13 protein-coding genes are annotated in these 13,618 nt (G+C 64.2%); 3 read left to right on the top strand and 10 right to left on the bottom strand.

Annotation, left to right across the window (positions count from 1 at the left end):
* Positions 1-101 precede the first annotated feature (101 nt).
* The 3 genes from ACZY0R_RS11370 to ACZY0R_RS11360 form a co-directional block, all read right to left on the bottom strand.
* On the bottom strand, positions 102-872 hold the full coding sequence (locus ACZY0R_RS11370; RefSeq protein WP_488858449.1) for an enoyl-CoA hydratase/isomerase family protein: 771 nt from the start codon (positions 870-872) through the stop codon (positions 102-104).
* Between the two features lie 5 nt (positions 873-877).
* Positions 878-2,119, bottom strand: a complete 1,242-nt coding sequence (locus tag ACZY0R_RS11365) for a CaiB/BaiF CoA transferase family protein (RefSeq protein WP_488858448.1) — start codon at positions 2,117-2,119, stop codon at positions 878-880.
* A 92-nt stretch (positions 2,120-2,211) separates the two neighbouring features.
* Positions 2,212-3,186: a Bug family tripartite tricarboxylate transporter substrate binding protein gene (locus ACZY0R_RS11360; protein WP_488858447.1), complete on the bottom strand. Its 975-nt coding sequence runs from the start codon at positions 3,184-3,186 to the stop codon at positions 2,212-2,214.
* A gap of 216 nt (positions 3,187-3,402) precedes the next feature.
* Between ACZY0R_RS11360 and ACZY0R_RS11355 the strand changes: the two genes are divergently transcribed.
* Entirely contained in the window at positions 3,403-4,374 is a 972-nt protein-coding gene (locus ACZY0R_RS11355) for a LysR family transcriptional regulator (RefSeq protein ID WP_488858445.1), read from the top strand.
* 216 nt (positions 4,375-4,590) lie between these two features.
* Here the strand turns inward: ACZY0R_RS11355 and ACZY0R_RS11350 are convergent, their stop codons facing one another.
* The 5 genes from ACZY0R_RS11350 to ACZY0R_RS11330 form a co-directional block, all read right to left on the bottom strand.
* Positions 4,591-5,322 carry a DUF4410 domain-containing protein gene (locus ACZY0R_RS11350; RefSeq protein ID WP_488858444.1) on the bottom strand — a complete coding sequence of 244 codons (732 nt, stop codon included), beginning with the start codon at positions 5,320-5,322 and terminating at the stop codon, positions 4,591-4,593.
* A 323-nt stretch (positions 5,323-5,645) separates the two neighbouring features.
* Positions 5,646-6,974: an ATP-binding protein gene (locus ACZY0R_RS11345; RefSeq protein WP_488858443.1), complete on the bottom strand. Its 1,329-nt coding sequence runs from the start codon at positions 6,972-6,974 to the stop codon at positions 5,646-5,648.
* Positions 6,974-7,687, bottom strand: a complete 714-nt coding sequence (locus ACZY0R_RS11340) for a response regulator (protein ID WP_488858442.1) — start codon at positions 7,685-7,687, stop codon at positions 6,974-6,976. The genes ACZY0R_RS11345 and ACZY0R_RS11340 overlap by 1 nt, the downstream gene beginning before the upstream one ends.
* 26 nt (positions 7,688-7,713) lie before the next feature.
* Positions 7,714-8,007 (bottom strand): EF-hand domain-containing protein, encoded by a 294-nt coding sequence (locus tag ACZY0R_RS11335; protein WP_488858441.1) that lies wholly within the window; start codon positions 8,005-8,007, stop codon positions 7,714-7,716.
* Positions 8,008-8,069: 62 nt separating this feature from the next.
* On the bottom strand, positions 8,070-8,990 hold the full coding sequence (locus ACZY0R_RS11330) for a hypothetical protein (RefSeq protein WP_488858440.1): 921 nt from the start codon (positions 8,988-8,990) through the stop codon (positions 8,070-8,072).
* Positions 8,991-9,302: 312 nt separating this feature from the next.
* Between ACZY0R_RS11330 and ACZY0R_RS11325 the strand changes: the two genes are divergently transcribed.
* The gene (locus tag ACZY0R_RS11325) at positions 9,303-10,220 is read left to right on the top strand and encodes a sterol desaturase family protein (protein WP_488858439.1); all 918 of its coding nucleotides are present in this window, start codon (positions 9,303-9,305) and stop codon (positions 10,218-10,220) included.
* 62 nt (positions 10,221-10,282) lie between these two features.
* Here the strand turns inward: ACZY0R_RS11325 and pip are convergent, their stop codons facing one another.
* Positions 10,283-11,242, bottom strand: coding sequence for a prolyl aminopeptidase (gene pip, locus ACZY0R_RS11320; RefSeq protein WP_488858438.1), 960 nt, complete (start codon positions 11,240-11,242; stop codon positions 10,283-10,285).
* Between the two features lie 335 nt (positions 11,243-11,577).
* Between pip and ACZY0R_RS11315 the strand changes: the two genes are divergently transcribed.
* Positions 11,578-12,027, top strand: coding sequence for an SMI1/KNR4 family protein (locus ACZY0R_RS11315; RefSeq protein ID WP_488858437.1), 450 nt, complete (start codon positions 11,578-11,580; stop codon positions 12,025-12,027).
* 131 nt (positions 12,028-12,158) lie between these two features.
* On the opposite strand, the gene ACZY0R_RS11310 is transcribed toward ACZY0R_RS11315, so the two are convergent.
* Entirely contained in the window at positions 12,159-13,502 is a 1,344-nt protein-coding gene (locus ACZY0R_RS11310) for an epoxide hydrolase family protein (RefSeq protein WP_488858436.1), read from the bottom strand.
* Positions 13,503-13,618: the final 116 nt, after the last annotated feature.

The following is a 13,618-nucleotide window of genomic DNA, read 5'->3' as shown; positions in this document are numbered from 1 at the left end:
CATGGATGTTCAATTCGGGCAACAGGATCCGCGTGGCGCTTATCGTCGATTGCCGATTGCCGATTGCCGATTGCCGATTGCCGATTGCCGATTGCCGGACATCAGGTTTGCCAGCGAGGCTTGCGCTTTTCCACGAACGCCGCGAGGCCCTCTCTTGCATCTTCGGTCGCAATGACGTTGCCAAACGTCTCGACAGCGGTAGCCACGCCGCGACGGTAGTCGGAGTCGTTCGCACGCATGAACGCCAGGCGCCCCATCCGCATGATCTCCGGCGACTTCCGGCACAGGACCTGCGCCAGTGCGCGCGCCTCTTCCATGACGTCCTGCTCGGGAACCACGCGGCTGACCAGCCCCAATGACATGGCTTCCCCTGCGTCAAAGGTGCGCCCCGTGAACAGCAGGTCAAAAGCGCGGTGCCGGCCAACGATGCGGGGCAGATGTGTGTAGTGAATGGCTGGCGTCAGCCCGACATCGATTTCCGGATAGCCGAAGGAAGCCGTATCGGCGGCGACAATCATGTCACAATGAATGGCCAATGTCATGCCACCGCCGCGCGCGGTGCCGCCAACCGCTGCAATGGACGGCTTGCCAAGGCGGAATTGCGCATCACACAAGCCGTTGTATAGCTTGTCGACCAGCGCGTAGCTGCGTGCTGGCGAAGCGCCAACCAATTCGCCGAGCTGCAGCCCGGCGCAGAATCGCCGCGGTACCGCGCTGCCAAGGATCACCGCACGTACCGCGCTGTCTTCGGCCGCGCGGTACAGCGCCTGCAGCAAGGCGTCAATCATCCCTTCATTCAGCGCGTTGACGGGTGGGCTGTCGAGCAGAATTTCCGCGACGCGGTCGCGAACTTCATAGGAAACGGAAGACATGGCAGTCATTGGTCAATAAGTGGCAAAGCTTTGGGCCCGAGGCTGGCTTCGGGGGCGTTGGCGGCAGCGACCACGCCGCTGGCCTTCAGTTCGGCAATGGTGCCGGGTCCATAGCCAGCCTGGCGCAACACCTCATCGGTGTGCTCGCCGAGCAGGGGTGGCGGACGGTGTGCCTTGCGTTCTTCACCGCGAAAGCGGACTGGCAGGCCGATGTTGCGGATCTTGCCAAGCACCGGGTGCTCGGACTCGACGATCAGCCCGCGCGCATCCAGCTGCGGATGCGCCAGCGCCTCGCCCAGCGTATGAATCGGGGCACAAGCCACGCCGGCTTTGCGCAGCGCATCCAGCCAGTACGCAACCGGCTGCGTGACGATACGTGCCTGCACCATGGCCACGGTTTCGTCGAAGTGCGCGACGCGTGCCGCGTTGGTGGCAAACCGGGGTGCATCGACGGCGTCATGCAGCCCGGCAACCGCGCAGAAACGCCGCCACTGGGCATCGTTGCCGACGCCGATCATGACCGGCCCGTCGGCAGCCTCGAACACCTGATAGGGCGCCATGGCTGGATGCGCTGTTCCCATGGGCCGTGGCAGCTTCCCGCTGCACCAGTAGTTCTGCGCCAGATAGCCCATGAACCCCATGGCCGTGTCTAGCAACGACACCTCCAGCAGCATGCCCTTGCCGGTCTTCTGGCGCTCGAGCAGCGCGGCCAGGATGCCGCTCAAAGCGTGCATGCCGGTACCCAGGTCCACCGGCGAGAAGCTCGCGCGCGCGAGCTTGCCGCCGGCTTCGCCCATGGTGCTGACCATTCCGCTGAACGCTTGCAGCATCACATCGTAGCCAGGCTCCTTGCCTAACGGCCCCGCACGCCCGTAGCCGGAGATTTCGCAGTAGATCAGCGCCGGGTTCCGCGCCGACAGCGTCTCGTAGTCCACGCCCAGCCGGGCGGCGGCTCCGCTGCCGAAGCCCTGCAGCACGATGTCGGCGCGGGCCGCCAGCGCTTGTACGATCTGCCTGCCCTCCCCGGTCTTCAGGTCAACCGCCAGGCTGCGCTTGTTGTGGTTGACGGCCAGAAAGGTGGCAGACTCGCCGCGGTCCTGTGGCAACCACGCGCGCGTGTCATCACCGCGGCCCACCGGCTCGACCTTGATGACTTCGGCACCCAGCTCTCCCAGGTATTGGCCGCACAGCGGGCCGGCCAGCACCTTGCTCAGGTCCAGTACGCGAATTCCTTGTAGTCCAATCATGTGTATCCATCCGGAGCGGTTCGATGCCGGCACCGTACCGCGCGCGGCATGGTGCCAACGTACGGGGCTGGATCGCAGCCCCGCGGGCTACCCTATTCGGGCTTGATATCGATGGAACGCGCCAGCGCCGTCCAGCGTGCGGAATCGCGGTTGACGAAGTCCTGGACGTCCGCCGGCGCCAGTTGGAACGGTTCGGCGCCGCGCGCAACCAGGGCCTTGCCGAAGGCGGCATCCTGGGTACATTCGGCAACGGCCTCGCGCAGCGCCCTCACGACAGTGCCCGGTGTCCTGGCCGAGACTTGCAGCGAAAGCCAGAACTTCAGGTCCAGCGCCGGGTAGCCAGCTTCCTGCAGGGTCGGCACATCCGGCAGCAGGGGGGAACGGGCGGCCGAGGTGATTGCCAACGCCTTGAGCTTGCCGCCCTTGATCTGGCCGATGCATGTGGTCATGCTGTCAAAGAGAAAGTCCACATTGCCCGCCATGACATCGCTGCTGGCTGGCGCGCTGCCCTTGTAGGGCACCGGCACAGCGCTGAATCCGGCCTCCTTCAGCAGCAGGGCGCCATAGATGTGCGGGGAGCTGCCGGCGCCATAGGTAGCGTAGCTGAGGCGGTCCGGCCGCTGCCGGCCAAGCCGGACCAGGTCGCCCAGGCTGCTGACATCGAGCTTGGTGGGGTGTACCACCAGCAAGTTCGGCACTGTGGCAATCACGCCGACGGCCGTCAGGTCGCGCCGTGGCTGAAAGCGCAGGTCGGGGAACATCAGCGGGTTGACGGCATGCATGCCGACGGTGTTGAGGAGGATCGTATAGCCATCGGCGCTCGCATCCAGGACGCTTTGCGTACCCAGGTTGCCGCCGGCTCCCGGCTTGTTCTCCACCACGACCGGCCGGCCAAGCTTCTGTGCCAGCGGCAAGGCGATCTGCCGCGCCACGAAATCACCGGGCCCGCCTGCCGCAAATGGCACGACCAGCCGGATTGGCCGCGAGGGCCACTGGCTCGCCAGGAGCGGGCGCGACAACAGCGCGACACCTGCGCCTGCCAAAAAAGTACGGCGAGTGATTCTCATCGCATCTCCCATCAATGTCAGCGCCGATCCGCGTAAGCCGCGCGGCGGGTCCAGGACCGCACTATTGCTTTCCGCGAGATATATGTCCAAGATATATTCTTTATGCCAGCTATCATTTCGCGATATACCCTCGGAACAAGGGGCTGCGAGACTGGACTGGCGCGACCGCACGCACCGGCATAGCACCGGAAGCGATGAAGGGAGACAGCATTGGGAATGCCGGTAGATCTGCGTGGGTTACAGTGCTTCCTTGCCGTGGCGACGGCAGGCTCGATCTCCCGTGCGGCGGAAGTCCTGCACATTGCGCAGCCCGCCCTGAGTATTCAGATCAGGCATCTGGAAGAAGCGCTGGGGGTGGCGTTGTTCATGCGCAGCCACAAGGGCGTGGTGCCGACCGCGGCTGGCCAGCGCCTGGTGATTCACGCCCGCGACATCCTGAGGCGACTCGACATCGCCTGCGAGCACGTGCGTGACGTGATGAACGATCCCGAGGGCCGGGTGGCGATCGGCCTGCCGCAATCGATGGCCAAGATCCTGACGGTTCCGCTGGTCCGGGAGACGATCCGGCGCTGGCCCAAGGTGCGGCTGCAAGTCATTGAACTCAGCACGGGTTATATACCCAGCCACCTGCTGACCGGACATATCGACATCGGCCTGACGTTCCAAAACAAGACCGATTCCGGCCTGCTGTGCAGCCATCTGGTAGACGAGGATCTTGTCCTTGTGGCACCAGCGGGGCAGTTCGCCAGCGGCGGCAAAAGCGCCATGCCGCTGACCAGAACTGTCCGCTTCCGGGACCTGAGCAAGTATCCAATGATCCTGCCTGCCGGTGAGCACGGACTTCGCGCCCTCCTCGACGGCTATCTGCGGGCACACGAAGTCGACCTGCGCATCCTGGCGGAAGTCAATACCATCCCGGAGCTGATTGCGCTGGCGTCGGCGGGTATCGGCTACACGGTGCTCTCCTACGCGTCGGTCTCCTCCGAAGTGCTCCAAGGTCTGCTGTCGGCAGCACGCATCGGTCAGCCAGCCGTTTCACGCCCGGTCTACCTGTGCCGCTCGGCCACCATGCCGCTGTCGATTGCAGCGTCCGCGGTGCAGGAGCTGCTGGTGGAAACCGTGCATGCTTTGATTGCGGATGGCAGCTGGCCAGCAGTCATGCATGCCAGACAGCAAACAGCGGCATAGCGCCGCCTGCCACCTCAACAAGTAGCAAGACTTGTCGTGAAGAGCCGCAACCGGCTTGCAAGGTGACAGTGCCCACCTTTGTTCGCGCAGGTCCGTCCGCGCGGCTGAACATTGGAGGCATGCGAGCATCGCAATTTCATTCAAGAGTGCAACACTCGACCGGGATCAGCCATTTGGTCCAGGCAGCGGCCGTGCGCATTCCTCGCATGCTCTCCCTCAATCTGCCCGCCCGGGCGGCATCCACCCGTTCGCCGAGATCGCGGCCGCCACCTGTTGCGCGATCGAATCGCCCAACCGCGCGGCATCCGCGGAAATGCTGTCGCGCTTCGCCTCGGACATCCCATGCAGGCCCGAGCCCGCCGCGGCGGACTCCGCGAGATGGCCCGCGGCTGCGCCGACGCCGGCCGTTTCGGCCACGCCCGGCATGTGGCCGCTGTCCGCATCGGCAGAGAAGCTTCGCAGCACCACCGGCGAACCGTTCGCGGGCTTGTACATGATCTGGACAGATGCGCGAACCTCGCTCTTGCCGGCGCCAAGACCGATCAGCAAGCGACGCCGGCGCGTGCCCTCATCGATCTTCTGGAAGCCTCCCTCGACGATCAGCGCGTTGCTGTCCGCGGGCACGGGGCCGTCCGCGCGTACCGCGTGCAGCCCCATCGACTGCAGTTTGCGCACGATTTCGTCGGACACCTGCTCACGCGCTTCGCGCGCCGTCTGGGACTGCTCGCTGGCGGCCGAACCGCCGGCGGCCATCGTCTTCAGCTTCTGGCCCATGCCGCTGTCCAGTTTCACCTGATCCGGGCTCGCATCGAACGAATACACATAGATGACGTCCGCCCGCACCTGTGATTGGACGCTGGCCTGACCCACGCCTTGATTCACGCCTGTATCGCCCCAGGCACAGCCCGCCGTCAGGAGCGATGCCGTCGCGAAAGCTGCAACCGCCATGCGCGTGGCGCCGTCTGCGAGGGATTTGAATGAAGTCTGCATGTCGATCCTGTCCTCGGCACCATCGTGCCGTCAATTACCGTAAAGCCGTAAAGCCGTCGCCGACAATCATTCGATCCGCAGGATCACAAGCCATCGGAGATCACGCCTGCCTGGGTGCGGCTCATTTGCTATCGGAGTAAGCCGCAACCCGCTGAAGCCAGTATGGGAGAAACCGGCTACGCCCGCCATGCAGCAATTATTTCGCCCGATGTCACCCTTTCCTTGTGCTCGGGCATATGGGACGCATGGCCGCGTCGATGCGTGGATGTGTGAGCCCGGCCTTACGCGGAATGCCGGTCAAGCGGCAATGCCACGACCGCTTCGAGACCGCCACCGTCGCGTGCACGGAACTGCAATGAGCCACCGTGCAGGCGCGCGATACGTTCGACGATCGCGAGCCCCAGGCCGGTGCCGCCCGAATGGCCGCGCGCGTTCCTGCCGCGGCTGAAGGGTGCCTTGAGCTGCTCAAGCTCCTCCGCGCCGAGGCCGCTGCCACGATCGCATACGGCGATATACGCCGTATTGCCTTCGGCCCAGGTATGGATGAAAAGGCCGGTTCGGCCGTAGACAACCGCGTTCTGCATCAGGTTCATCAGCAGGCGCATCAGGCTCACCGGCCTGAACGAAATCACTGGTATGTCGCCGAGCGACAGCTCGAATTCGTGCCCGAGCCCCGCAAAATCCGCCGTCAGGTGACTGACGAGCGCATTGAGATCGCCGGGCTCCGGCACCTCGCGTTCGCCGCTGCCCGCGTAGTCCATGAACTGCTGAAGGATCGTGTCGATCTGGTCGAGATAGCCTTCCACCGATGCCACGAAGGGTTCGTCGGCGCCGCGCGGAATCGCCATCGCCATCGCGAGACGCAGCTTGGTGAGCGGCGTGCGGATGTCGTGCGACACGCCGGCCAGCATCAGCGTGCGCGTCGCATCGGCCTGCTGCAATGCCTGCGTCATCTGGTTGAACGCGCTGCTTACCTGGGCGATTTCCGTCGGTCCGTCGGTGGGCAGCGGCACCGGGGCTTCGCCGGCGCTGAGGTGACGCGCCGCCCGCGCCAGGTCCTGCAGCGGACGGTTGATATGCAGCTGGATCAGATAACCCGTCAGCGCAGCGAGCAACGCGAAGGCCACTGAAAGCACGAGCGCGGCGGTGATGCCGCTCGCCTGTGCGTCTTCGGTCACCGGCAAGGCGATCCAGCTGGGCGTGCCGGCGACGTGCACGCGAATCCATAGCCGCCCCCCGTCCCCCGTCTGCCATCGCACCGGCATGTCCGGGGGCAGATAGCGTTGCAATGCATCGACGAAGACGTCGCGCTGATACGTGCGAAAAATACGGATCGGACTGGGGTGCGGATCCTGTACCACATGCTCCGGCGGCTGTGCCTGCCCACCGAGCCGCGCGGCCGCCGCGCGGCCCTCATCGGCCGGCATGGCGGCAAACACGCCGTCGAGCAGTTTCACGTAATCGGAAAAGATGATCGCCGCGCGTTCGATGTGCGGGCGCTGCACGAAATGCAGCAAGACAATGAGCGAACAGACCTGCGTGAGCATGACCAGCCCCACCAGCAAGGCGATGTTCCGCGCGAGCAGCGAACGGGGCAGCGCGAGCCGCATTACGACTCGATGCCGGCCACCAGCATGTAGCCGACACCCCACACGGTCTTGATGAAGCGCGGCTTGGAAGGATCATCTTCGACGACCTGGCGCAGCCGCAGGATCTGTACATCGATGCTGCGGTCGAGCGCGTCGTGGTCGCGGCCGCGGGCCCGCGCAAGCAGGTTATCCCGGCTCACCGCCCGGTTCGGCGACGAACCCAGCGCGTGCAGCAACAGCATCTGCGCGGAATGCACCTCGACCGGTTCGCCGCGGCGCAGCAGCGTCTGCTTGCCGACATCGAACTCGAACTCGCCAAAGCGCAGGGTCTGCGAGGTCACGGTCGGATCGCCCGCCGCCATTTTCTGGCGGCGCAGCAGCGCGCGGATCCGTGCCACCAGTTCGTCCGGCACGAACGGCTTGGCAAGATAGTCGTCGGCGCCGGTCTCGAGCCCGGCCACCCTGTCGACCGGATCGCCCTTCGCGGTCAGCATCAGGATCGGCAGCGTCTGTCCCGCGGCGCGCAGCCGGCGGCAGATGGTCAGACCATCCTCGGGCTCCATCATCAGGTCCAGCACCAGCAGGTCGTATGGCTCGCGTTGCAGGTAGCGGTCGAGCTGCTTGCCGTCGGCGATCACGCGCACCTGGAAGCCGTGCCCGGTCAGGAACCGCTGCAGCATGTTGCGCAACTCGGCTTCATCATCGAGCACGATAATTCTGTTCACCTGCTCCATGGCGCGTCTCCGGCGATGGCCGGGAATCAGCGGGCCATCATTTTCTGACTCAGGTATTGCTCGATCTGCGGCAACGTGACGTAGCCGGCCCGCTGCGTGTCGATTTGGTCGAAGCGGCTGGCGACCACCGGCATGCCGGCCGCTGCCTGGTCTCGGGTCAGCTTGCCGTCGTGCGTCGTGTTGGCACTGGCGAAGCGCGTCTGCAATTGCTGCATCGCACGCTCAACCCGTGCGCTGTTTCCCGCCGGCGGTGCGGCGCTCTGGGCGGACGCACCTGCTGAAACAATACACAAAACAAGAATCGCGATCATCTTCTTCATGGCTTTCTCCGTGGTTTAGCCGACACTCGCCGGCGGCGTGGGTGATCGATCCGGTACTGCGGTCACGCCCAGTGCGCGGGTACCCAGACGCGGCCGACCCAGTGTCCCGGCACCATTACCGCAGGACCTGGCGCCCGCGCCGCGTAGACGGGATGCGGCGCGTACACAACCTTCGGCGGCAGCGGCGGCGCGACGTACACCACCCTGGGCGGCGGCGGGGCGACATAGACCGTCTTCGGCGGCGGAGGCGGCGGCACATAGACCAGCGGCGGGGGCGGCACATACGCTACTGGCGGAGGCGGCACATAAGCCACCGGCGCAGGCGCGATGACCACCGGCGCGGTACCGACCGCAACCGTGGCACCTACGGTCGTTACCGTCCCGCCATGCACGACCGTAGTGCCGCCTGCGGTCGTCACGACACCCGGCGCAACGCGGGTCGCAGAGCCCGAGTGCGTGACGGTTCCGCCGTAAGCGCCGGTCGCGGTCCCCGAGCGGTCGCACGTAGCGCCGGCGCAGTTCGTCGATGCCGCGTGGCTGACGGTGTTGCCGTTCGAACCGGTGATCGTGCCGGATGACGAGTACTGCCCCGGCGCATCACGTGTCACGCTGCCCGCCGTGGAAGCGGTCTGTCCGTTGGGCCCGGTGAGGTTGCCCGTATGCGAGCACGTGCCGCCTGCGCAACTGGTGTCGCCAGCATGCTGAACCGAACGCCCGTTCGGTCCGGTCGCGGTGCCGGAGTTCGAAAACTGCCCTGGCGCGGTACGGGTCACCGTGCCGGTGTTTGTCGCGAGCCCGCCGTAGGGACCGACGACGCCGCCGGCGTGCGAGCAGCTTCCGCCTCCGCATGATCCATAGTGCGCGCCGTTATAGACGCCGTGCGGCGTGTAGGCCGTGCCGTGGCCGGACCAGCCCGCGAAGGCCGGGGTGCTGGCGAGGAAGATCAGCGAGGCCGTCGCTGTAAGGAGGTAACGGGGTTTCATCGGATGTCCTTCTGGTTCGGGTCGGGTCACGCACTGCGGCGTGGCAACGGGACGAACTATAGGACGACATCGCCAGTTAATCGCCTTGGAAAAAATGTCGCGGTGTTACACCGGACCGCAGAGACGGTGCGCGCCGATTGCCATCCGCCGCACCCGCAAGCCTCCCGGGCTGGCGAACCGATTCGGTGACATCGGGCGAAATACTTTCCGCCTGTTCCTGGCCGCGCCCGCCCACTAGAGTTGGCTCATCCGGCGCGACGGCGGTCATTCCCGCAGACAGCGCGCCTCCCCCCGACCTTACCTGTGCTCATCATGCTTACTACCGGAAAAATCACGCTCTATGTCACGTTGTTCATCGTCGCCGTCTCGCTGGTCGAGGCCTGCGTGCTCACGCGAGAGAACCGCAACAGCGGCACGCCGTTCGACTGGAGTGAAACATGGCTGTCGCTGGCCGATCTCGCCGGCCGCAAATTGTTCGCGCTGCTGCCGCTTTCGCTGGCGACGCCGATCTTCTCTTTCGTCTGGGAACATCGCCTCTTTACGGTCTCGATCAACAGCGTGCTGATGGTGCTGCTACTGTTTGTCGGCCAGGAGTTCTGCTACTACTGGTATCATCGCGCCTCGCATCGCATCCGGTTCTTCTGGGCGACACATGCGGTCCATCATTCGCCGAACCAGTTGACGCTGTCGTCCGCTTACCGGCTCGGCTGGACCGGCAAGCTGACCGGCACGGCGATGTTCTTCGCCCCGCTCGTCTGGCTCGGCGTGCGCCCGGAGGTCGTGCTCGCAACGCTGATGTTCAACCTCCTGTATCAGTTCTGGCTGCATAACACGTGGATGCCCAAGCTCGGCTGGCTCGAATACGTATTCAACACGCCGTCCGCGCATCGGGTGCACCACGCATCGAATGTCGACTACCTCGACGCGAACTACGGTGGCGTGCTGATCGTGTTCGACCGCCTGTTCGGCACCTATATCGAAGAACGCGCCGACGAACCTTGCCGCTACGGCCTCGTGACGCCGACGCACTCGCGCAATCCGCTCGTCAACCAGTTCGAACACTGGGTCAGCCTCGCACGGGATATCACGTCGGCGGGCAATGTGTGGACCGCAATCAGCTACGTGATGATGCCGCCGGGCTGGCGCGCGGACGGCACTGGCGAAACCACGGAGAATCTGCGCCGGCAGCACTGCGACGCACGCCGCGCGGTCTCCGTGAGCAGCAACTGAAAGAGTGCGGCGCGGTCGTGGCGAGTTGCCAGCCTCCGCGCCCCAAGGCTGCCAGCGCCCGGCTATGCCCCCGCCGCCGCAAACCTGTCGGTAGCGGCAACGAGCTGATCAAGGATGCCGGGCTCGGTCCATGCGTGCCCGGCGCCTTCAATCAGATGCAGATCGGCATCTGGCCACGCCTGGTGCAGCGCATAGGCATAGCGAGCCGGGCACGGCATGTCGTAGCGGCCGTGCACGATGACGCCCGGAATGCCGGCAAGGCGATGCGCGTCGCGCAACAACTGCCCGTCTTCCAGCCAGCAGCGATGCGTGAAGTAGTGGTTCTCCAGCCGCGCGAACGCCAGCGCGAAATGACTGTCGGCATGCTTCGCGCTGTTGGCCGGATCGGGCAGCAACGTGATCGTCTCCCCCTCCCACACACTCCACGCGCGGGCCGCTTCCAGCCGTTTCTCCATATCGCTGCCTGTCAGCAGCTTGCGATAGGCGGCCATCATGTTGCCGCGCTCGGCTTCCGGAACGGGAGCCTGGAAGCGGGCCCATTTCTCGGGAAACACCTCTGAGACGCCGTATTGGTAATACCAGTCCAGCTCCGCCTGGGAGACGGTATATACCCCGCGCAGCACCAGTTCGCTGGTCCGCTCGGGATACTTCTGCGCATAGGCCAGCGCGAGCGTCGAACCCCACGAGCCGCCAAAGACCAGCCAGCGATCGGCGTTGGCCAGATTGCGCAGGCGCTCGATGTCATCCACCAGATGCCACGTGGTATTGGCTTCCAGCTCCGCATGCGGCGTGGAACGGCCACAGCCGCGCTGGTCGAACAGCATGACGTCGTAACGCGCCGGATCGAACAGGCGGCGGTGATCGGCCGATATGCCGCCACCAGGACCCCCATGCAGGAAAACCGCCGGCTTGGCACCGCGCGTCCCAACGCGTTCGTAGTAGACCACGTGGCCGTCACCGACATCCACCGTGCCGGTTTCATAGGGTTCGATAGCGGGATAGAGCGAGCGAAGTTGTGGCATGGATCAGGTCCGGTTAATGCGTCCGAAATGTCAGAGTGTATCGCCGTCGCAGGTGCGTGTGGCGGATTGGCTAGCCAACGGGCGGTTGCCGGACAGCTTGCGCATGGCCGCGCTTGACGCCCTTGCGCATGACCGGCAAAAAAAGGGGGCGTCGCCGAATTGCGGGATGGGGGTGCCGAGGCGGCGGTGCGGTGTAGTCCAGGGATAGGTTCAGACGGCTGCGTCCGGCCAGTTTCGGTGATTTTTAGCTGCGGCAAGCCATACGTATCCGGACAAGCAACAGGACTAGAGCACCGTATATCATGCTTGTGTTCCGATAACCTGCGATGGTCAGCATGACGTTCGATATCTTGGCATTTCCCCACGGTTCGCCAGTCGATGAGGCTGATATCCAGCGGGCTGAACAAGCACTGGGACATGCACTGCCCGAAGAACTGCTAGCCATCTATCGCATGGCAGATGGATTTCGCGGCCCAACCAACGCGGCATTTCTATATCCGCTGCTATCGCCACAACCGTTTAACGATCAGACCGCCGTCGCACTTACATTGGGACTTCGAGTGGAGGCAATTCAGCCAAGCCTTTGGGATCGGGCAATCATGTTTGGTGATCCTGGCATGATGCCCTGTTGGGGAATCGAGATCGATTCGGGAAGGCTTTTCGAATGGTGGCCGGAAGACGGGGATGAGATTACCTATCTGGACAGCTCAATACTTCAACTGTGGGGTCGGAAGAAGGCGCGGTACGACGAAATTGCGGGTCGGACTTCGAATGGTCCGGCGTAATCGAACATAGCCGCCACATTGTTTGCAGCGTGCTATCAACGCGCCCTGACGTGGCTGGTGAGTGGGAAACCAGTTGCCTGACGTCAAGGAGCCCTTCCCGGCCAGAGGCAAGTCCGTCGGCGTCCACTAACTCAGCGCAGCGGCCTGAATGCCGCCCTAAGTTCCTGAGCGAAGATCACCGGCTGCTCCCATGCGGCGAAGTGGCCGCCTTTCTCAGCGCGGTTGTAATAGATGAGGTTAGAGTACGCCTTCTCCGTCCAGCTTCGCGGCGCCTGATATTGCTCGCCGGGGAACACGCTCACCGCCACCGGGATCTTGACGCCTTTGGTGTTAAAGAAACCGCCCTTATATTCCCAGTAGAGACGAGATGCGGAGACTCCAGTGTTGGTCAGCCAATACAGGGTGATGTTGTCGAGGATCTCGTCACGCGTCAGTTCGCCTGTGGCGCTGGTGGTCCGGGTCAGTGCCGAGACGACCGCCGCAGCAGGCTGCCCATCAGCATCATTGTGGTCAAGAAGCCAAGCGGCAAGGCCGACAGGTGAATCGGCAATGCCGTAGAGCGTCTGCGGGCGCGACCCCATTATCCGGGCGTAGTCCACTTCCTTGAACGTAAGGGCGAGCTGCTCGTATGCGCGATTCTCCTCCGCTGACAGACCGGCGGGCGCCGGGGCGCCGGTCTGGAGCGCCTTGTCGATCTCGGCCGGAACCGTCGCGGGCATGTTTGTGTGGATGCCGAGCAGTCCCGGCGGAGACTGCAAGCCCATTTGATCGACGACAAACGCACCCCAGTCGCCGCCCTGAGCGACGTAGTGCGTATATCCGAGACGGCGCATCAGTTCCGCCCAGGCGCGCGCCATGTGCTCGGGACCCCAGCCGGTGCTCGTCGGCTTGCCGGAGAAGCCGTAGCCTGGCATCGACGGAATCACGACGTCGAATGCGTCTTCGGCCTTGCCGCCGTGCGCGACGGGGTCCGTCAGCAATCCGATGAGCTTGGTCTGTTCGAGCACGGAGCCGGGCCAGCCGTGGTTGATGATCAATGGAAGCGCATGGGGGTTCTTCGAGCGCACATGGATAAAGTGGATGTCCACGCCGTCGATCGTCGTCACGAACTGCGGAAAAACATTCAGCTTCGCTTCCGCCTTCCGCCAGTCGTAGTCCGTTGCCCAATAGTGCGCGAGCTTTTGCATGGTCGCGAGCGGCACGCCCTGCGAAGAATCTGTGACGGTCTCCCTTTCCGGCCATTGCGTGGCGGCGATCCGTCTGCGAAGCTTGTCAATGGCTTCCTGCGGCACATGGACTTTTGGGAACGGGCGGATCGAGCCGTCTTCAGCCGTTGCACGCGGTTTCGCGGAAGGCTGATCCGAAGCCGGAACGGCATTGGCGCAACTGAAGGCAGTGGCCAGAACAAGGCCAATTACAGCCGCAGTTGATGCAAGAAAGCTGGGCCGGGTTGGCGCTGACGATACTATAAACATGGTAATTTTCCGTATAAGACCGCGCGAGTCTGTACGCGCGCAGGGCTACGCGCCCGTTAGCGTTATCGTGTTGATGCGTCTGCGTTTAGCGCCGTGGTGATGAAGTCTGGATCCAT

Source organism: Cupriavidus sp. F041 (assembly GCF_057814235.1).
Note: the sequence above shows the minus strand (reverse complement) of the source record. Positions and strands in the feature narration are given on the sequence as shown.